This window comes from uncultured Granulicatella sp., assembly GCF_963521425.1.
In the GTDB taxonomy this organism is placed as follows: Bacteria; Bacillota; Bacilli; order Lactobacillales; family Aerococcaceae; genus Granulicatella.
The window spans coordinates 1-20,141 of record NZ_CAUQUN010000011.1 but is presented as its reverse complement, the minus strand read 5'-3'; the positions used below and the strand labels follow the sequence as shown (position 1 = coordinate 20,141).

Below are 20,141 nucleotides of genomic sequence, written 5' to 3'. Positions count from 1 at the left end.
AAGAGCAAATGTTCTTTCCCACTCCTATTGTATAGAGAAAGGAGGGTATTATGTCGTTTGCATCTGAAACAAAAAAAGAATTAACACAATTAGAAGTCCATATCGAACATGCAAAAGCTGAATTAGCAGCGCTCATTCGTATGAATGGTTCTTTAAGTTTATTTAATCGTCAGTTTGTATTAAATATCCAAACGGAAAACGCTGCGATTGCGAGACGTATTTTCGTATTATTAAAACAACATTATCAAATTGAAAGTGAATTACTTGTTCGCCGTAAAATGAAATTGAAGAAAAATAATGTGTATATTGTACGTTTAAAACAAGGAACTAAAGAAATTTTAAGTGATTTAGGTATTATGGAAGGACTTGAATTAATTACACATATTCCACTAGAGATTCGTGATAATGAAGAAAAAATGCGTTCTTATTTAAGAGGAGGGTTTCTAGCAGGAGGTTCTGTTAATAATCCAGAAACAAGTCGCTATCATTTAGAAATTTATTCAAACTATGAAGAACATAATGAAGATATTTGCGATATGATGAATGCTTTTGGTCTAAATGCAAGGATGATTGAGAGACGAAATGGATTTATTACCTATTTAAAAGAAGCAGAAAAAATTGCAGATTTTCTAGCGCTCATTGGTGCAGCGAATGCGATGATGAAATTTGAGGATATTCGAATTGTACGAGATATGAGAAACTCGGTGAATCGTTTAGTGAATTGTGAAAATGCTAATATTAATAAAGTAGTTACAGCAGCTTCTCGCCAAATGGAAGATATTTTATTAATCGAGGAGACAGTAGGACTTGAGGCTATGCCAGTAAAATTATTTGAATTAGCACAAGTTAGAAAAGAAAATCCGGATATTAGTTTGAAAGACTTAGGGGAAATTATTCCATCAGGTCCAATTTCAAAATCTGGAGTTAATCATCGTTTGAGAAAAATATCTGAATTTGCAGAAAATTTAAGAAAAAATATTTCATAAAAAAATATTTTTCATGATTTTTTTCGTACTTATAGAATGAAGGACAATTTGTTCTTTAATAATTCAATGGAGGTACGGAAAAATGAATCATGTTTCATTAATTGGTCGTCTGATTAAAGAGGTGGCTGTTCATCAATCTGAGAAGGGGAATTCTGTGTGTCGTAATACTTTAGCAGTGCAAAATATTTATAGACAGAATGATGGGGATAAGCAAACAGATTTTATTCAGGTGATTGCTTTTGGTAAAATGGCAGATCGCATTCAACGTTTTGTAAAGAAGGGCGATCGTTTAGGAATTGAGGGTCGTATTCATTCGAGACATTATAAGAATCGTGATCAGCAGGATGTTTATGTGACAGAGGTAATTATTGAGGAATGTTATTTTCTAGAGCCTAAGTCGCAAGAAAGTGAACCAGAAGAAAATGATGAGTTTGCTTCGATTTTCACGGTTGAGGGAGAATAGGAAAAAAGACTTCTTATGATTGTAGTATTAGGACGCAAGCAGCCTCGCAAATGCGAGTCTCATTGCTAAAATTTGAGCCTAGGTCTCAAATTTTCCTGCGCTAGAAGCCAGGTGGCTTCTAGTGCCCATACTACAATGGGAAGTCTTTTTTCTGTTCCTTGGAATGACATGAATGCGTAAAAAATAAGACTTCTGAGAATTGTAGTATTAGGACGCCAGCAGACCTGCGGTCTCATGGCTAAAATTTGAGCCTGGGTCTCAAATTTTCCTGCGCTAGAAGCCGGTTGGCTTCTAGTGCTCATACTACAATTGAGAAGTCTTTTTTCTGTTCTTAGGGGTGATATGGGAGCGTAAGAAACGAGGCTTCTAAGAATTGTATTATTAGGATGATTTTTGCACTAGAAAGTAAAGGCGTTTTTCTTTATTTTGACTCACTAATTACTCTTTCAATTGCCTTAATAACACCATTATTTTCATTCGTGTCTGTTACAATGTCGCATAGATTTTTCACTTCTTCTGTGGCATTTCCCATTGCAATTGCTAATCCAGCGTATTGAAGCATTTCAATATCGTTAGCTGCATCTCCAATCGCGGCAATTTCGTTTCGGTTAATGTTGAGTTTTTGAACTAATTTTTCAAGTCCGTATGCTTTATTAACACCTTTTGTTAGTACTTCAACTAAATATTTTTGGCTACGAACAACATAGAATTCTTCTCTCCAAGTATCTGGAATGACTGTTTCGAATTCGTTTAATTGTTCTTCGTCTGCAAGTAGTAAAATTTTATAAAAATCTGTTGTTAGAGATGCTTCCATTGTAATACGTTTGATTTCTCCATTGATGATTTTTACGTCATATTCCATCCATTTTGTTGGTTCTTGGTCAAAGGAGTAGTAATAATCAACTCCGCCTCCCATTACACTAATGTCGTGGTTTTTTCCAAGTTGAATCCATTTTTGAATAGCAGCTGAATCTACAAATGTATCCATGATACGATTTCCTGTTTGGCTTTCATAAATGTTAGCGCCGTTTTGACTAATAATATAATGATTTTCTTCAAGATAGCCTAAGTCTTTTAAGTAAGGGCGAATTCCTGTTTCAGGTCTGCCTGTACATAAGACTAATAATGTTTCTGTATCTTTTTGATGAAATTCTTTGAAGTATTGTTTCGTTTCTTCTAGTAATTGTTTTTTAGAATTTAACAGCGTTCCATCCATATCGATGGCAATTAGTTTAATCATTTTATTAACTCCTTTATAAACAGTAATCCCATTTTAACATAAAAATACCGACCTCCAAAGGTTCGTTTTTGGAAGTCGGCAAACTTTATATTATTCGTTTTCTAAACGTTCGAAGGCATCGTGAATGACTTGTTTTAAGGCAGTAGCTGACAAGTTCATTTTTTCTTGTTCAGAGTCTGCTAATGGGATTTCGATAATTTGACGAATACCATCACGGCCAATAATGGCTGGGGCTCCGATATAAACATCGTCTTGTCCATATTGTCCTTCAAGATAAACAGATAATGGGAAGATGGCTCTTTCGTTATTTAGAATAGCTTTTGTAATTCTTGCTAAAGTAGCTCCGATACCATAGTAAGTAGCACCTTTTTTCGCAATAATTTCGTAAGCAGCATCTCTTACTTGGAAGAATACTTCAACTAATTTTTCTTCATCTGTATCTGGATTTTGGCGAACCCATTCATAAATTTGTAATCCACCGACATTTGCATGAGACCAAACAGGGAATTCAGTATCTCCGTGTTCTCCTAAAATATATCCGTGGACATTACGAGCATCAACGTCGATTAGTTCAGCAATTGCTTGACGGAAACGAGCGCTATCTAAGGCTGTTCCTGAACCAATTACCCGATGTTTAGGTAATCCAGAGAATTTCCAAGTAGCGTAAGTTAAAATGTCTACAGGGTTTGATGCAACTAGGAAAATTCCATCAAAACCACTAGCCATAATAGGATCAATAATTCCTTTTAAGATTTTTAAGTTTTTGTGTACTAAGTCAATACGAGTCTCACCTGGTTTTTGAGCAGCACCAGCTGTGATACAAATAACATCTGCATCATGGCAGTCTTCATAACTTGCTGCGTAGATTTTTTTAGGAGAGTTAAATGCTAGAGCGTGTGATAAGTCTAAAGCATCTCCTTCAGTTTTTTCTCTTGCGATATCAATAATACCAAGTTCTTCAGCGATTCCTTGAAGTACAAGTGCGTATGCATAACTAGAACCAACAGCACCGTCCCCTACTAAAATCACCTTATTACTAGATTTAATTGTTTTTTCCATTGTATTACCTCCTATTCCTTTCGTGGAATAACTATTCATAGTATAGCACGATTTTATTTGTGATACTTAATCTAAAGTTTTGAAAAAATGAATTTTTTCAAAAGAGTATGTTTACGGTTTCTTACGTTTTCATTTGCGAACAAATAGCGATTTATATATTTTCAAAAAGTAAAAAATATAAAAAAACATATGTGAACAACTTCTCACAGTGGTATTAATTCATTAATTTTTCGATTTTGGAGTGGTTTATGATATACTAGGTAGGACTCAAGATAGAAATGGTGTGACATTATGAAATTAATTATTGGATTAGGAAATCCAGGAGCGAAATATAAAGGCACTCGTCATAATATTGGATTTATTACCGTTGACGAATTTGCTTATCAAGAAAATTTAGAATTTAATCAAACTTTATTTGATGCAACCTTTACTCAAACACATGTTAATGGAGAAAAAGTCATTTTAATGAAGCCGTTGACATATATGAATTTATCTGGTCAAGCGGTTCGTCCATTAATGAATTATTTTAAAATTGGTATTGAAGACATTGTTGTTCTATATGATGATATGGATCTTCCAGTTGGAAAAATTAGGTTACGTCAAAAAGGCAGTGCCGGTGGACATAACGGGATTAAGAGTATCATTAGTTGTTTAGGAAGTGACCAATTTAATCGTATTAAAATTGGCGTAGGGCGACCTGCTCCAGGTAGAAGTGTGGTTAATCATGTATTAGCTAATTTTGAAAAGGAAGAACAAGAAGAAATTTTAGCTTCTGTGGATAAAAGTGTAGAAGCGCTAAGAGATTGGATAAAAGGTGATAACTTTATTCAAACAATGAATCGTTATAATTAAATAAAATTTAAAAAAGGCTGGAGCGAAAGTTTCAACCTTTTTAGTGCCTGTATAAAGAGAAAGGAAAAGATATGTTACCGTTAGGAATTAGTAAAAAACATATCCATAGCTTTAAAGAATGGATAGAAAACCTTCCTATGATGCAAAGTCAGTTAGTTTTAGGATTAACTGGAGCGGCAAAGCATTTAGCTGTAGCAAATGCTTATGAAAACTGGAAGGGACCAATAGTTGTTGTAACGCCAACAATGTTACAAGCGACTCAATTATATGAAGAATTAGTACAGTGGTATGAAGATGAAGTCTATTTATTTACAGTAGAGGAATCTTTAGCTGCAGAATATTCGATTCACTCTCCGGAAGTGGTGAGTAATCGAATTCGAACATTACAGTTTTTAACAACTGGAGAAAAAGGAATTGTAGTCGTTCCATTATCAGGGATTCAAAAGCCATTAGTCCCTCTAGAAGTTTGGAAGAAAAGTACTATTGAATTAGTCGTTGGAGAAACAAACTTAGAAGTGGAAGAATTAATCGATAAATTAGGACGAATGGGTTATCGTAGAGAAGCGATGGTAGCTACTCCGGGAGATTTTTCGGTTCGTGGCGGAATTGTCGACATTTATCCATTAGATCAAGAACATCCAATCCGTTTAGATTTTTTTGATGATGAATTAGATTCGTTACGTTATTTCGATGCAGAAACGCAACGTTCACTTGAAATGGTCGAAAATATAATTCTTTTACCAGCAACAGATATTCCATTTGAATATGAGGTAGTATTTGAGGCAAAATCGAAAATTCAAAAAGCGTATGAAAAAGATATAAAGAGTAGTGAATCAGATGAACGTACTCAATTATTAACGAATCAAATGAATCACTTGTTGAAACAATTAGAAGAAGGAGAGATTCCTCCTAAAATTTCTTATTGGCTTGAACTATTTTATAAAGAGAAAACGACTATTTTAGCTTATGTGTCTAAAAAAGGGTATTTATTAATTGATGATTATGCTCGTATTCAAGAAAAACAACGTTCACTTCATGAAGAAGCAGGATTATGGAAAATTCATCAATTAGAATTAGGAATGATTGCTAGTTCGATTGATATGATTTTTGAAGGGAAGAAAGTATTAAAAGATTCGATGCTACCAAGAACCTATTTTTCATTATTCCAAAAAGGTTTGGGTCGATTAACATTTGAAGCCATTCATAATATTCAAGAACGTTCGATGACACAATTCTTCTCGCAAATGCCAATGGTAAAAGTAGAAGCAGATCGTTGGGCAAAACAAAAGGCTACGGTTATTGTAGTGGTGGATCATTTAACGAGAGCTTCAAAAGTAGAACAAACTTTCCATGATTTTGATATTCCAGCGATTATTACAAAAGAAGTACAAGAAGGAATTCTTCAAATTATGGTAGGTTCCTTCAGTCATGGATTTGAATTACCACAAGATAAATTTGTGATTGTTACAGAAAAGGAGCTGTTTAATAAATTAACCAAACGTGCTCCAAGAACTCAAAAAATTTCCAATGCGGAAAGATTGAAGAGTTATACAGAATTAGCAGTTGGAGATTATGTTGTTCATGTCAATCATGGGGTCGGTGTGTATCAAGGGATGGAAACACTAGAAATTAATGGTGTCCACCAAGATTACATGTCAATTCATTATCAAGATGGCGGTCATTTATTTGTTCCTGTTCATCAAATTAAATTAGTTCAAAAATATGTTTCTTCGGATGCAAAAGTCCCTAAATTAAATAAATTAGGAAGTAGCGAATGGGCAAAAACAAAACGTAAAGTTGAAACTAAAATTGAAGATATTGCCGATGAATTAATTGAATTATATGCAAAACGTGATGCAGAAAAAGGGTATGCCTTCAGCAAGGATACCGTAGAGCAAAAAGAATTTGAAGATGCTTTCCCTTATTCAGAAACTCAAGATCAATTAAGAAGTATTGAGGAAATCAAAGCAGATATGCAAAAAGATAAACCAATGGATCGCTTACTTGTCGGAGACGTTGGTTATGGGAAAACAGAAGTAGCGATGCGTGCAGTTTTCAAAGCTTTAATGGATGGAAAACAAGCCGCAGTATTAGTGCCAACAACGATTTTAGCAGAACAACATTATGAAAATTTTGTTCAAAGATTTGCAGATTATCCGTTCAAAATAGGGTTGTTAAGTCGATTTAGAACGAAGAAAGAACAACAAGAAACGATTGAAGGATTGCAAAAAGGGCAAGTAGATGTCGTGATTGGAACGCATCGTGTTTTATCAAAAGATGTGAATTTCTTAGATTTAGGTTTATTAGTAGTCGATGAAGAACAACGATTTGGGGTCAAACATAAAGAACGATTGAAACAATTAAAATCTCAAGTCGATGTTTTAACGTTAACCGCAACTCCAATTCCTAGAACCTTGCATATGTCGATGCTAGGAGTACGTGATTTATCCGTGATTGAAACACCACCTTCAAACCGTTATCCTGTCCAAACTTTTGTGATGGAGCAACAAGGGATTACGATTAAAGATGGCATTGAACGGGAATTAGCTCGTGGTGGACAAGTCTTTTATTTATACAATCGTGTTGAAACCATTGAGAAGAAAGCAGATGAATTACGTCAATTAGTTCCTGAAGCAAGAGTTGGAGTTATTCATGGACAAATGAGTGAAACAACGTTAGAAAATATTTTATATCAATTTATTGAAGGCGAATATGATGTTTTAGTGACAACGACGATTATTGAAACAGGGGTAGATATTCCGAATGTAAATACCTTATTCATTGAAAATGCAGATCATATGGGATTGTCTCAGTTATATCAATTACGAGGAAGGGTAGGACGTTCAAACCGTATAGCGTATGCGTATTTAATGTATCAACCAGATAAAACTTTAACGGAAGTTGGAGAAAAACGTCTGCAAGCGATGCGTGATTTTACAGAATTAGGTTCTGGGTTTAAAATTGCGATGAGAGATTTATCGATTCGTGGTGCAGGAAATTTATTAGGAAAACAACAGCATGGCTTTATTGATTCTGTTGGATTTGATTTATATTCTCAAATGTTAAGTGAGGCAGTATTGAAAAAACAAGGAAAAGCTGTTCCAACAATGGAAGATTCTGTTGAAATTGATTTACAAGTAGATGCTTATATTCCAGCTACTTATATTCAAGATGAACGTCAAAAAATTGAAATGTATAAACGTATTCGATCAATTGATAGTATGGAAACATATCATGAATTATTAGATGATTTTATTGATCGCTTTGGAGAGTTTCCAGATGAAGTTAGCTATTTATTAGAAGTCGGAATGTTAAAATATTTTGCAGAGCAATTATCGATTACTTCGATTAAGAAAAAACAAAATTCAATCATTGTATCCATTGCTCAACCGATAGCTCAACGATTAGAAGGAGTTGCTATTTTTGAAGCCCTTGGGGCAGTGAAATTACCTGCTCAAGTCACTAAAAAAGGGACGACTTTACAAGTATTGCTCAATGTAACAAATCAACCAACTGATTTATGGTTAGAGCAAATAAAACTTTTCTTAGAAAAGTGTTGTGAAGTTGTAGCAAATCAAAAAGAGGAAAATGAATAAAAACAGAGAGGGGGATCCAATGGACAAATCGAATAGACAGATGATGCAAGGAGCATTGATATTGTCATTAGCAGCCTTCATCGCGAAAATATTAAGTGCCGTTTATCGAGTTCCTTTCCAAAATATGGTTGGGAATACTGGTTTTTACGTTTATCAGCAAGTATATCCCATTTATGGAATTGGAATGACTTTTGCTCTTTCTGGTTTTCCGGTATTTGTTTCAGCGTTAGTTGCTCAGTATCGTTCGGATTATGAATTATCTCCCCTCTTAAAACGATTATTTTGGATTTTAAGTGGATTAGGGATTGGAGTCTTTTTACTTCTATATACACAGTCAGAAATCATTGCTTTATGGATGGGAGATTCTTTATTATCTCCTGTTATTCAAAGCGTTTCTTGGATGTTTTTAATGATGCCTTTTCTTGTGATTGCAAGAGGATATTTTCAAGGAACAAATCGAATGGTTCCGACAGCTGTTTCTCAAGTAATGGAACAAGTTGTTCGAGTGAGTGTTATTTTATTAGCTGCAAGTTTTTATGGAAGTCTCACGAATGATTTATATGCAGTTGGAACTTGGGCAATGTCAAGTGCAGTGATTGCGGCAGTAATGGCAACTTTGGTTTTATTCTATTTTAAAAAATCTGACTCTTTTGAAATTTGGAATGGTAGTCGAGTGATTGAACCTCATAAGATTCAATGGGGAGTATTGCTAAAGAGATTAGTGATTGAAGGTGGAACTTTATGTTTATTAAGTTCGATATTAGTATTGTTCCAGTTAATAGATTCATTTACCCTATTTAAAGGTCTAGTAGAACAGGGAATCCATCAAGAAGTCGCTAAAGATTTAAAAGGAATTTTTGATAGAGGACAACCACTGGTGCAATTAGGAATGGTTGTAGGAGTGGGATTTTCTTCAAGTTACTTACCATTACTTAGTCGTAGTTATACTAAGCAACATTTAGAAGAATTTGAACAATTGAAACAGTCTCTATTAAAAATGACAATGGTATTTTCAGTTGTGGCAACAGTAGGATTACTTGTTGTTTTACCAAGAGTCAATCATATGCTTTTTGGGGATATTCAAGGTAACGATGTGCTTAGTGTTTATATTATCAGTATTGTGTTAGCGTCTATGATGATGTCTTATCATGGATTATTACAAAGTACTGGAAAATATTCGATTACGCTTATAGCCTTATTTGTTGGACTGATTGCTAAAGGAGTCGCCAATTTATGGTTCATTCCAATATTTCAAACATTAGGTGCTAGTTTTGCGACGATTTTAGGCTTATTCGTAATGCTAGGAATGATGTGGATTTTGAGTGGAGAGGGTAAGTCTTCTTCGAATCATCAACAGTCAACGATAATAAAATTAGGGATCGTAACAATAGGAATGGCAATTGCTGTAGGAATTCTGAATAGCCTATTTGAACGCTATTTTCCAGCCGGAGATTCTCGAACAAAGGATACATTGATTTCTCTATTATTAGTAAGTGTTGGGATGATTATATTTATAATTGGAGCAATTCAGATAAAGTTGTTTACCATTCGTGAATGGTTGATGATTCCAAAAGGAAAATCATTATTAAGATTTACAAGAAAATGGAAGAAAAGAGGAGAAAAGGATGAGATTAGATAAATATTTAAAAGTGTCTCGATTAATTAAAAGAAGAAGTGTCGCAAAAGAGGTAGCTGATAAAGGAAGAATTACAGTACAAGATAAAGTGGCAAAATCTTCAACAGAAGTAAAAGTAGGAGATATTATTACTATTCAATTTGGAAATAAAACTGTAACCGTTCGAGTGGATACAATTTTAGATTCAACAAGAAAAGAAGATGCAAAAGAAATGTTTACAATTTTAGAAGAAAAACAAGTAGTGAAAACAGAAGAGTTTTAAAACAGATAAGAGAGAGTTGGTTCGTCAACCCTCTCTTATTTTTTAGAAAAATTTAAATAAACTTAGGATGAAGAAATATTGAGAAAGAAAAATGTTTTCATTATACTATATGTGAAGAAAATAACGATTTTATATTTTATCTAAGAAAGGATGAGAAAGATGAATAAAGTGAGTAAAATCTATATGATTGTTGCAATGGTTACTTCTGTTGCCACTTGTTTATTTGGCTTGTACTTTAGTACAAAAGGAATCAGTGAAGTGACGTATGAATCGTGGAGAGTAATGGGAGTCAGTTGTTTAACTTTTCTGTTGACTTTGATAAGTATGATGAAACTACCTTTTAACATAAAAAAAGGAATTATAGTACTAGAATTATTATTATTGACAGCTCTGTTTGGTCCAATGATTTTGAAGGGCACAATTCTAAATTTTCATTCATTACCTTTTGGTGTAATTTCTGACTTGACGATTGTGTTTACAGTTCTATTAATGATTTTATTATGGGTAAGTACTAGAAAAATTCATCAGAATAAAGAATTGAAGATAGATTCCATCTTTATTAATTTTCAAATCATTATGATGATTTATACTTTTCATGATCATTTCTCATTTGGAATAGAGGTGATGGATCATGCGAGTGCCCTTCAAATTGGACAGGTAGTTAGAAGTATGTTTCTTGGAACGATGAATCTTCAAATGTTATGGATGGCTTTTGGAATTTTGATTGTACTAGGAAGCATACTGAAGATGTTTTATGATATTTTTATGGTGAAGAACATGAAAGAGTCAATCATGAGTTTCTCTAAGGAATGATCATACTATTTACTCTAATTCATGATTCCAAAATTGAAAGATAAGATTTCTTGACAATTATGGAAGAAAAGCATAGAATAATGGGCACGTTATCATTTTGATGATAGTACAAAAAATTCAATGTTCATGAAAGGAGCAAGTATGGTAGAAACAATTTTAAGCAGAAATTTTGATGCAATATTAGAAGTTAGACATTTAATAGCCATAATTTTAGCTTGCTTATGTGGATTGGCCATTGGATATGAGCGAAAGTCAAGAAATAAACAAGCAGGAATTAAAACTCACGTCATTGTTGCGTTAACTTCTGCGTTAATGATGTTAATTTCTAAAGAAGCTTTCTTAGATACACCTGATTATGATACAGCTCGTGTGGCTGCTCAAGTAGTTAGTGGTATCAGTTTTATCGGTGGTGGGATTATCTTTATGAGAGATAAGAAAATCAGCGGAATTACAACGGCTTCAGGAATTTGGGCTACAGCAGGAATTGGTTTAGCAATTGGTGGAGGAATGTGGATTTTCGGAGTTGTTTGTGCAGCAGTTGTCGTTATTATTCAATTATTGACACATGAATCTCCATTGAAGGCACAAAATCGTCAAGTGAGTATTCATTGCTTAGTTCCAGATGTAACGATTATGCAGAAAATTTATGATTTTTGTCATTTAGAGGATTATCAATCAATTCAAGTTGAAGCAAAGGAATTGGAAGATGGTCAATATGAATTAATTTTACGTGTGGAACATGATGAAGAAATCGTGATTGAGAAAATTCAAGAGTATATGGAAGAACAACATTCTGATTTAGAAGTGAAGAAAATAAAGTTTAAGACAGAAGAATATTAACGAATAAGACTTTTCTGAAATAGCAAACTCTTTCTTAGCTAGAAAATGCTAGCTAAGAAAGAGTTTTTTTTATAAAATTTTCCTAAAAGCATAGACGAGATATCATATTCTTGTTATACTCGTCATATAATCTTTAAAGGAGTCAGTGTAGTGAATAAACAGCAAGAAGAAAACAGCAAAATTATTGCGTTTGAATCAAAAAAGAAAAAATTACATACCAATGTTCATTTACCAAAAGTAGCTGTTTGGAAAAGAGTAGCTGTGTGGCATTCATTACTGATGGCTGTAGTAATAGCAATTGCTGGTTCGTTAATACTACAAATTGTTGGACAAATTAATCAAGCAGGTAAGATTGAAGCACAAATTGTTGAAGCAAAGAAAGAAGAAGCCAAAGTAAAACAAGAACAAAAATCTTTAGTTCAACAAGTTGAATTGCTACAACAAGATGATTATGTAGCAAAACTTGCACGTAGTGAATACTACTTAAGTAAATCAGGAGAGATTATTTTTAATACACCTGATGATGCTGCACAAAATAAAATTCAACAAGCAAAAGAAAATCAATCTCGTCATTAATTTTTGTATAGAGTTATGAAGTATTGGAAATAATCTTTTATACTCGTCAAGCGTGTGTATAAAAGGGGAAATTTGAAGGAGGAACGCTTTTTATATGTCAATTGAGGTAGGAAATATTTTACCTGGTAAAATAACTGGTATTACAAATTTTGGGGCTTTTGTGGATTTAGGTAACCGTAAAACAGGCTTAGTTCACATTAGTGAAGTATCTAATTCTTATATTAAAGATATTAAAGATGTCTTAACAGTTGGAGATGAAGTACAAGTAAAAGTAATGGAAATTGCTGGAGATGGAAAAGTAAGTTTATCAATTCGTCGTGCAAGTAGCGATTCTTCTGAAGAAACTATTGAAGATAAACCAAAATTCCAAAAATCAGCTCCACGTAATCAAGAAGGTCAAGGATTTAAGAAGCCTTATTCAGCTAAATCAGCACCGTCATTTGAGAAAAAATCTCCATCACAAGCAAAAGTGAATGATTTTGATGCAATGATGAGTTCCTTCTTAAAAGATTCTGAAGATCGTTTAACTTCATTAAAACGTAATACAGAAGGTAAACGTGGCGGACGTGGCGGACGTCGTTCATAATAAAGTATTCAAATGAGGCTGGAAATATCCAGTCTCATTTTTGTCATTGTCAGTCGTAATAAGAATGGAGGTGTTTGAATGAAGGAAGTGGAAACATTTTTAAATCAATATGTTTCTAATTGGCAACAGGAATCTTTTGTATTAGCTGTTTCAGGTGGAGTAGATTCAATGGTGTTATTAGAGAGTTTTTTTAAACTTCAAAAAAAAATTAAAACACTCAACTTTTCAGTTGTTCATATTCATCATCATCTTCGAAAAGAATCGGATGAAGAAGAAGAGATGGTCAGAAATTTTTGTGGCGAAAGAAGTATTTCTTTAGAAGTTTATCATTGGGAAAAAGGAATCAGACAGAAAGCAGGGGTTGAAGAAAAAGCAAGAAAGTTTCGATATCAAAAACTGAAAGATTCTATGAAAAAAAATAATGCCTGCTATGTTGTAGTGGCTCATCATGCAGATGATCAAGCAGAAACGGTGTTAATGAAATTAACAAGAGGAAGTACAATTGAAGGGATTGCTGGAATGAAACCCATTCGCCCTTTCAGTGAAGGCTATCTCATTCGGCCTTTTTTAACGGTTGATAAAGAAGATTTATATGACTATGCTTCGATTCATCAAATACCTTTTAAAGAAGATGTAACGAACCAAAGTTTAGAATATACGAGAAACCGATTTAGACAGGAAATCATCCCACTTTTAAAACAGGAAAATACTAAATTTAATCAAAAAATTCAAGTATTTACACAAACGTTACAAGAACAACAAGAATTAATTTTGACTCTTGCTGATCAATGGATGGAACAAGAGCTAGTAGAATTATCAAATGGGTGGTCTTGGAATAAGGAAAGTTATATGAAGCAACCAATAGCATTGCAAAAGGTTATTTTAGTTGAATTATCTAAAAAACTTGGAGGTATACTGAGTACTAAAAATGTGTTTGATATTCAAGAGGCAATTATATCTGATACTTCTCAAATGAGTTTGAATTTACCTAATGGATGGATTTTTCAAAAAAGATATAATCAATTACTGATTACAAAAGAATTGAAAGAAGAGATTTCTTATCAAGAAATAAGAGTAGAGGAAGTTCAAACAGCAGATATTATATTATCAGAAAACGAAAGCCTATCATTTACAGATCAACAAGGATGGGAAATGTTTATTTCCTTAGAAGATTTTCCATTAATCATTCGTAGAAGAAAACCAAATGATCGATTTCTTTTAAAAGAAAATCAACATCAAAGTATTAGAAGATGGTGTATTAATCAGAAAATCCCTAAAGAAGAAAGGGGAAATTTGTGGATTGTAGAAAATTTTTCAAAAGAAATAATAGCAATATTAGGATTTCGTCAAACACAATCATTGTCCAAAAGGAAAGAAACTGATAGAATAAGAATAGTCTATAGAAAAAAAGAAGAGGTGCTATCATGTTAGATAATTATATTGCTGAAGTAGTTGTCAGTAAGAAAGAATTAGAAGAAACAATTGAAAAATTAGGGAAAACATTAACTGCAGAGTATCAAGATAAAAATCCATTAGTGATTTGTATTTTAAAGGGAGCTATTTTCTTTATGGCAGACCTTGTTCGTGCAATGGATTGCGATTTAGAAGTGGATTTTATGGATGTATCTAGTTATGGTGATGCATTTGAATCCAGTGGTGAAGTTCGTATTTTGAAAGACTTAGATCAAAGTGTAAAAGACCGCCACGTATTAATTGTGGAAGATATTATTGATACAGGACGTACTTTAGCTCATATTGTTGAATTATTAAAACATCGTCAAGCAGCAAGTGTTAAAATTGTAACATTATTAGATAAACAAGAACGTCGTGTCATCGCAATTGATGCAGACTATGTTGGTGTTGAAGTTCCAAATAAATTTGTAGTAGGCTATGGTTTAGATTACAAACAAGGTTTAAGAAATTTACCATATATTGGAGTATTAAAACCAGAAGTGTATGAATCATAAGATTTAGTTAAGTTAATTATCAAAAATGGTCAAAGACCTTTAAGTGTGATACACTGTTCTATACAACCATTTATGAATTGCAGGAGGCAAAATGAATACAAATAATAATCGTCAAATATTTCGTAATGGACTAATGTATATTTTGATTTTTGTGGCAATTATTGGATTAGTTTCTTGGTTTAATCAAGGGTCTAATGGGCAAACGACAGAAGTTAGTTATACACAATTCGTTCAAGAATTGAAAAAAGGTGACATTAAAGAAATTAAAATGCAATATGCAAACTCCGTGTATACCATTACTGGAGAATACAAAGAAGCAAAAGAAAATACAAATACATCCTCTAAAGGATTAGCGATCTTTGATAAGAGATCATCTAAAACATCAAATTTCAAAACAACAGTTTTACCAAATGATGGAACTGTAACAGAAATTAATAATGCTGCACAACAAGCGGGCACTCAAATTACTACTCTTCCTGAAAGTCAATCAGGAATTTGGTTATCACTTTTCTTACAATTAGTTGTACCATTAGGGATTTTTGGATTCTTAATGTTTAACTTATTATCAAGTCAAATGGGACAAGGTGGTCCACGTGGCGTGATGAATTTTGGTCGTTCAAAAGCTACAGATCAAAACAAACAAAAAGTAAAAGTTCGTTTCTCTGATGTAGCAGGTGCGGAAGAAGAAAAACAAGAATTAGTAGAAGTAGTAGAGTTCTTAAAAGATCCTCGTAAATTTACAGCTCTTGGAGCTCGTATTCCAGCAGGTGTCTTATTAGAAGGCCCTCCAGGGACAGGTAAAACTTTATTAGCGAAAGCTGTTGCGGGTGAAGCAAATGTTCCATTCTTCTCAATTTCAGGTTCTGAATTTGTTGAGATGTTCGTTGGGGTAGGGGCAAGCCGTGTTCGTGATTTATTTGAAAATGCGAAGAAAAATGCTCCAGCTATTATCTTTATTGATGAAATTGATGCTGTTGGTCGTCAACGTGGTACAGGTATGGGTGGAGGTCACGATGAACGTGAACAAACTCTGAACCAATTATTAGTTGAAATGGATGGTTTTGAAGGAACAGAAGGCGTTATCGTGATTGCTGCAACAAACCGTTCTGATGTATTAGACCCAGCATTATTACGTCCAGGACGTTTTGACCGTCAAATTTTAGTAGGTCGTCCAGATGTTAAAGGGCGTGAAGCAATTCTGAAAGTTCATGCTAGAAATAAAAAACTAGCAAAAGAAGTGGATTTAAAAGTTATTGCTCAACAAACTCCAGGATTCTCTGGTGCTGAATTAGAAAACTTATTAAATGAAGCTGCTTTAGTAGCTGCAAGAAGAGATAAAAAAGCAATTGATAAGTTAGATGTCGATGAAGCACATGACCGTGTCATTGCAGGACCAGCGAAAAAAGATCGTGCAATTAGTGAAAAAGAACGTAAAATGGTTGCTTTCCACGAAGCTGGTCATACAATCGTTGGGATGGTATTAAGTGATGCACGTGTCGTTCATAAAGTAACAATTGTTCCTCGTGGACGTGCAGGCGGATATGCGATTATGCTTCCAAAAGAAGATCGCTTCTTAATGACTAAAAAAGAATTGTTCGAACAAGTAGTTGGATTACTTGGTGGACGTGCTGCTGAAGAATTTATCTTTAATGAAAAAACAACTGGAGCAAGTAACGACTTTGAACAAGCAACTGGAATTGTTCGTAGTATGATTACAGAATACGGAATGTATGATGAATTAGGAACTGTTCAATATGAAGGAAATCATCAAGTCTTTATTGGACGTGACTATGGACAAACGAAAGCTTATTCTGATCAAGTTGCTTTTGAAATTGATAATGCCGTTCGCTCTATTATGAAAGAAGCTTATGCACAAGCATTACAAATTTTAGAAGAACATAAAGATCAATTAACGCTAATTGCTGAAAAATTACTAGAATTAGAAACTCTTGATGAACGTACAATCAAGGCTTTATTCGAAACTGGAGAAATGCCAACAGAAGAAATTGAGGAAGAGTATCCAAGTGAAGTAGAAGCAGCAAGTTTTGAAGAATCTAAAAAAGCTTTAGCAAAACGTGAAGCAGCAAAGCTAGATGAAAATGAAGAAGAATCTGATTCAAAAGATGATTTAGAATAATGACAAGAAAGTGAGAAGGGAAAGTCAAAACTTTTCTTTCCCACTTTTCTTTTATGAAGGAAAGAAGGAATGAAGAATGAAAGATCATTTATTAAAAGTATTAGCTTTTAATGATGAAGTTAAAGCAGTTGCGATTGTAGCTACAGAAGCAGTATCGCAAGCACAAAAACGTCATGATACTTGGAGTGCAGCTACAGCAGCATTAGGTCGTACGTTGATTGGGACTCAATTATTGGCGACTAGTTTAAAAGGAAAAGAAAAAATTACGGTTCAAGTAAATGGAGATGGCCCTGGTGGAAAAATCATGGCAGAAGCTAATGGCTTAGGTCAAATGAGAGGTTATATCTCCAATCCACATGTAAGCTTACCTTTAAATGAAAAAGGAAAATTAGATGTACGTGGCGTTGTTGGGACAAACGGGACGATTACCGTTATTAAGGATTTACAAATGAAGGAACCTTTTTCTGGACAAATTCCAATTGTAGACGGTGAGTTAGGAATGGACTTCACTTATTATTTAGCTGTTTCGGAACAAATTAATGGAGCAGTTGGCGTTTCTGTTTTAGTAAATCCAGATGAATCCGTTCGTGCTGCAGGTGGTTTTATGATTCAATTACTTCCTGGAGCTAGTGAAGAAACGATTGTAGAAATTGAACGACGTATTAGTGAAATGCCTCTTGTTTCAAAATTGATTGATCAACAAGAAGAACCAATCGATTTATTAAACCGTTTATTAGGTGAAGAAAATATTAAAGTATTGGAAGAATTACCAGTCGAATTTTATTGCCCTTGTACAAGAGAAAAATTTAGTGCCGGATTATTATCGATTGGAGTAGAGGATTTACAACATTTAATTGATGAAGATCATGGAGCAGAAATTGTCTGTCATTTCTGCGGTGAAAAATATCAATTTAGTGAAGATGATTTAAATGACTTAATCATAGAAATTAAATCTCAGAAAAAATGATTAAATTTTGACTTTCTATATAAGGACTGTTTTATAATATTCCCATTATAGAAGGTCTTTTCTTTTATTTAAAAATTTACATTGCAAAAAACTTCAAACCAGGCTAAAATAACGATGAAAACGATTAAATAAAGGAGAGGTTTTTAATGAAACAATCGATTGGTGTTGATATTGGGGGAACAAAAGTAGCTGTTGCTATTATTAATGAAAAGGGAGAAATTGTAAGTCGCAGGCAAGCACCTAGTGAAGTCGAAAGTACTGAAACATTATTTGAACAAGTTGTTCGATTAATAAATGAAGAGTTAAATGAACATCCATTTTCAATTCAAAAGATGGAAGGTATAGGAATTGGTTTGCCAGGGAAAGTAGATGTAGAGAATGGAGTAGCAGTTTTCCAAAACAATATTCCATGGCCCAATTTTCCAATTGTTCAAAGATTACAAGAAGTTTATGGTAATATTCCAGTAAAAATTGATAATGATGTAAAAGTAGCTGCCTATGCAGAATATCGTCTTCAAAATTTAACAGAAAAAGAAATGTTTGCGTATGTCACTTTATCAACAGGGATTGCAGCAACGAATATTGTTCATAATGAAATTCTTCGAGGAGCAGGTTTCTCAGGTGAAATTGGATTTATTCCAGTTCATTTCTTTGGTCAATGGATGAGTTTAGAAGAAGCTTGTTCAGGGGTAGGGATTCAAAAGAAAGCTCAAGAATTATACAATGATGATTCAGTGACAACTAAAGATGTATTCGAAAGATGGCGTCAAGGAGATGCCATTGCAACAGATATTATTCGTCAGGCTGCATCTGGAATTGCAAGTAGTTTGCATGCCATGGTTTGCTTATTAGATCCGCATGTTATTGTATTTGGAGGAAGTGTATCCAATTATAATCCGGACTATATTGAGTTAGTAAAAGAAATTTTGGATACTCGTCTACACGCTGAACAAAAACATGTGTTACAGAGAATAGTTATTTCAACTATTAAAGGAGACAATGGGATTATTGGAGCTGGATTATTAGTGTTATAAAGGATTGAAGGTTGGAAGGGACTGACCCCAAAAAGTGAGAATTTAATAAAAACACCCTAGGGCTACCGTCTCCGGTATTCAATCGGAGACAGGTAGTCCAATTTTTGTTGGATCCTTTTTTCATTATAATATTTGATGTAACTTTCTACAATTTGAATTACAATAAAAGATGAAGTTATTACTTAATCTTTTATGTAGAAAGCTTCGCACTTTAGCGAAGAATGGAAGCTTTCGATGGGTGCATTATCTGCGGGAGTCCCCTTACGGGACATACTGCGGATAATGCCTTTTTCTTTATATAGATTGTAGTATTCAGCGGAAGTATAAACGCTGCCTTGATCACTATGTAGTAGAACATCCTTAGGTAAATCAATTTGATTTAAAGTATCCAATACAAACTTAGTATCTTGTTTTGAACCAATTGTATACGCAATGATTTCTCCATTATGTAAATCCATAATGGAAGATAAATATAATCGTTTAGGACCGAAAGGCAAATATGTGATATCTGTAGTCAATTTTTTCATAGGTTTGTCTGCTGAAAAATTTCTATTATTAAAAAGACTTGACATAATTCGTTTACAGTTGTAAACTTAGTTTGATCATATTTGTTTACATCTGTAGACAACTAGGGGGGAAGGAGAATGAACACAATAGAATTTAATACTTATATCACAGATGCAGAATGGGAAGTCATGCGTGTAGTTTGGGCAAATGATCGAGTAACTAGTAAAAAAGTCATTTCCGTATTGCAAGAAAAAATGGACTGGACACAATCCACTATCAAAACGATCTTAGGTCGATTAGTTGAAAAAGGCGTACTAAATACAGAGCATGAAGGCAGAAAGTTTATTTACACTGCGAATATTGAAGAGAAAGAAGCCGTAAGGAATTATGCAGAAGATATTTTTAACCGTATTTGCAATAAGAAAGTCGGAAATGTAATAGGAAGCATCATTGAAGATCATGTTTTAAGCTTCGATGATATAGATCGACTAGAAAAAATATTAGAGATGAAAAAATCTTTCGCAGTAGAAGAAGTAGATTGCAATTGTCCAGAAGGACAATGCAAATGTCATTTACATCATCATTAAGTATAAGGAGGAATTTAAAATGAATAATGACAA

Annotated in this window: 18 protein-coding genes and 1 pseudogene; 16 read left to right on the top strand and 3 right to left on the bottom strand. The window is 33.6% G+C overall.

Annotated elements, in window-relative coordinates:
• The first annotated feature begins 50 nt into the window (after positions 1 to 50).
• Positions 51 to 986, top strand: a complete 936-nt coding sequence (gene whiA / locus RWO76_RS04210; protein ID WP_314354454.1) for a DNA-binding protein WhiA — start codon at positions 51 to 53, stop codon at positions 984 to 986.
• A gap of 82 nt (positions 987 to 1,068) precedes the next feature.
• Positions 1,069 to 1,449, top strand: coding sequence for a single-stranded DNA-binding protein (locus RWO76_RS04205; RefSeq protein WP_314354453.1), 381 nt, complete (start codon positions 1,069 to 1,071; stop codon positions 1,447 to 1,449).
• Positions 1,450 to 1,870: 421 nt separating this feature from the next.
• On the opposite strand, the gene RWO76_RS04200 is transcribed toward RWO76_RS04205, so the two are convergent.
• On the bottom strand, positions 1,871 to 2,689 hold the full coding sequence (locus RWO76_RS04200; RefSeq protein WP_314354452.1) for a Cof-type HAD-IIB family hydrolase: 819 nt from the start codon (positions 2,687 to 2,689) through the stop codon (positions 1,871 to 1,873).
• A 90-nt stretch (positions 2,690 to 2,779) separates the two neighbouring features.
• Entirely contained in the window at positions 2,780 to 3,748 is a 969-nt protein-coding gene (locus tag RWO76_RS04195) for an L-lactate dehydrogenase (protein ID WP_314354451.1), read from the bottom strand.
• Between the two features lie 291 nt (positions 3,749 to 4,039).
• Here RWO76_RS04195 and pth point away from each other — a divergent pair, with 291 nt between their 5' ends.
• From pth to RWO76_RS04130, 13 genes are all read left to right on the top strand, one after another.
• Entirely contained in the window at positions 4,040 to 4,600 is a 561-nt protein-coding gene (gene pth, locus RWO76_RS04190; protein WP_314354450.1) for an aminoacyl-tRNA hydrolase, read from the top strand.
• 71 nt (positions 4,601 to 4,671) lie between these two features.
• Complete coding sequence (gene mfd, locus RWO76_RS04185; RefSeq protein WP_314354449.1) at positions 4,672 to 8,196, top strand: transcription-repair coupling factor; 3,525 nt, start codon at positions 4,672 to 4,674, stop codon at positions 8,194 to 8,196.
• Between the two features lie 19 nt (positions 8,197 to 8,215).
• Positions 8,216 to 9,835: a polysaccharide biosynthesis protein gene (locus RWO76_RS04180; protein WP_314354448.1), complete on the top strand. Its 1,620-nt coding sequence runs from the start codon at positions 8,216 to 8,218 to the stop codon at positions 9,833 to 9,835.
• The gene (locus RWO76_RS04175; RefSeq protein ID WP_314354447.1) at positions 9,822 to 10,094 is read left to right on the top strand and encodes an RNA-binding S4 domain-containing protein; all 273 of its coding nucleotides are present in this window, start codon (positions 9,822 to 9,824) and stop codon (positions 10,092 to 10,094) included. The genes RWO76_RS04180 and RWO76_RS04175 overlap by 14 nt, the downstream gene beginning before the upstream one ends.
• A 159-nt stretch (positions 10,095 to 10,253) precedes the next feature.
• Positions 10,254 to 10,907: a hypothetical protein gene (locus RWO76_RS04170; protein ID WP_314354446.1), complete on the top strand. Its 654-nt coding sequence runs from the start codon at positions 10,254 to 10,256 to the stop codon at positions 10,905 to 10,907.
• A 141-nt stretch (positions 10,908 to 11,048) separates the two neighbouring features.
• Positions 11,049 to 11,747, top strand: coding sequence for an MgtC/SapB family protein (locus RWO76_RS04165; RefSeq protein ID WP_314354445.1), 699 nt, complete (start codon positions 11,049 to 11,051; stop codon positions 11,745 to 11,747).
• Between the two features lie 150 nt (positions 11,748 to 11,897).
• Positions 11,898 to 12,323, top strand: coding sequence for a septum formation initiator family protein (locus tag RWO76_RS04160; RefSeq protein ID WP_314354444.1), 426 nt, complete (start codon positions 11,898 to 11,900; stop codon positions 12,321 to 12,323).
• Positions 12,324 to 12,417: 94 nt separating this feature from the next.
• Positions 12,418 to 12,909, top strand: a complete 492-nt coding sequence (locus tag RWO76_RS04155) for a S1 domain-containing RNA-binding protein (RefSeq protein WP_314354443.1) — start codon at positions 12,418 to 12,420, stop codon at positions 12,907 to 12,909.
• 78 nt (positions 12,910 to 12,987) lie between these two features.
• Positions 12,988 to 14,340, top strand: coding sequence for a tRNA lysidine(34) synthetase TilS (gene tilS, locus RWO76_RS04150; RefSeq protein ID WP_314354442.1), 1,353 nt, complete (start codon positions 12,988 to 12,990; stop codon positions 14,338 to 14,340).
• Positions 14,334 to 14,876 carry a hypoxanthine phosphoribosyltransferase gene (gene hpt, locus RWO76_RS04145; RefSeq protein ID WP_314354441.1) on the top strand — a complete coding sequence of 181 codons (543 nt, stop codon included), beginning with the start codon at positions 14,334 to 14,336 and terminating at the stop codon, positions 14,874 to 14,876. The genes tilS and hpt overlap by 7 nt, the downstream gene beginning before the upstream one ends.
• 91 nt (positions 14,877 to 14,967) lie before the next feature.
• Positions 14,968 to 17,013 (top strand): ATP-dependent zinc metalloprotease FtsH, encoded by a 2,046-nt coding sequence (gene ftsH, locus RWO76_RS04140; protein WP_314354440.1) that lies wholly within the window; start codon positions 14,968 to 14,970, stop codon positions 17,011 to 17,013.
• A gap of 76 nt (positions 17,014 to 17,089) precedes the next feature.
• Entirely contained in the window at positions 17,090 to 17,980 is an 891-nt protein-coding gene (gene hslO, locus RWO76_RS04135; RefSeq protein ID WP_314354439.1) for an Hsp33 family molecular chaperone HslO, read from the top strand.
• Between the two features lie 146 nt (positions 17,981 to 18,126).
• The gene (locus RWO76_RS04130; RefSeq protein ID WP_314354438.1) at positions 18,127 to 19,014 is read left to right on the top strand and encodes an ROK family protein; all 888 of its coding nucleotides are present in this window, start codon (positions 18,127 to 18,129) and stop codon (positions 19,012 to 19,014) included.
• A gap of 62 nt (positions 19,015 to 19,076) precedes the next feature.
• Here RWO76_RS04130 and RWO76_RS04125 read toward each other — a convergent pair.
• A pseudogene (locus RWO76_RS04125) lies at positions 19,077 to 19,568 on the bottom strand (IS3 family transposase); the annotation flags it as partial.
• A gap of 90 nt (positions 19,569 to 19,658) precedes the next feature.
• Here RWO76_RS04125 and RWO76_RS04120 point away from each other — a divergent pair.
• Positions 19,659 to 20,108, top strand: a complete 450-nt coding sequence (locus RWO76_RS04120; RefSeq protein ID WP_314354437.1) for a CopY/TcrY family copper transport repressor — start codon at positions 19,659 to 19,661, stop codon at positions 20,106 to 20,108.
• Positions 20,109 to 20,141: the final 33 nt, after the last annotated feature.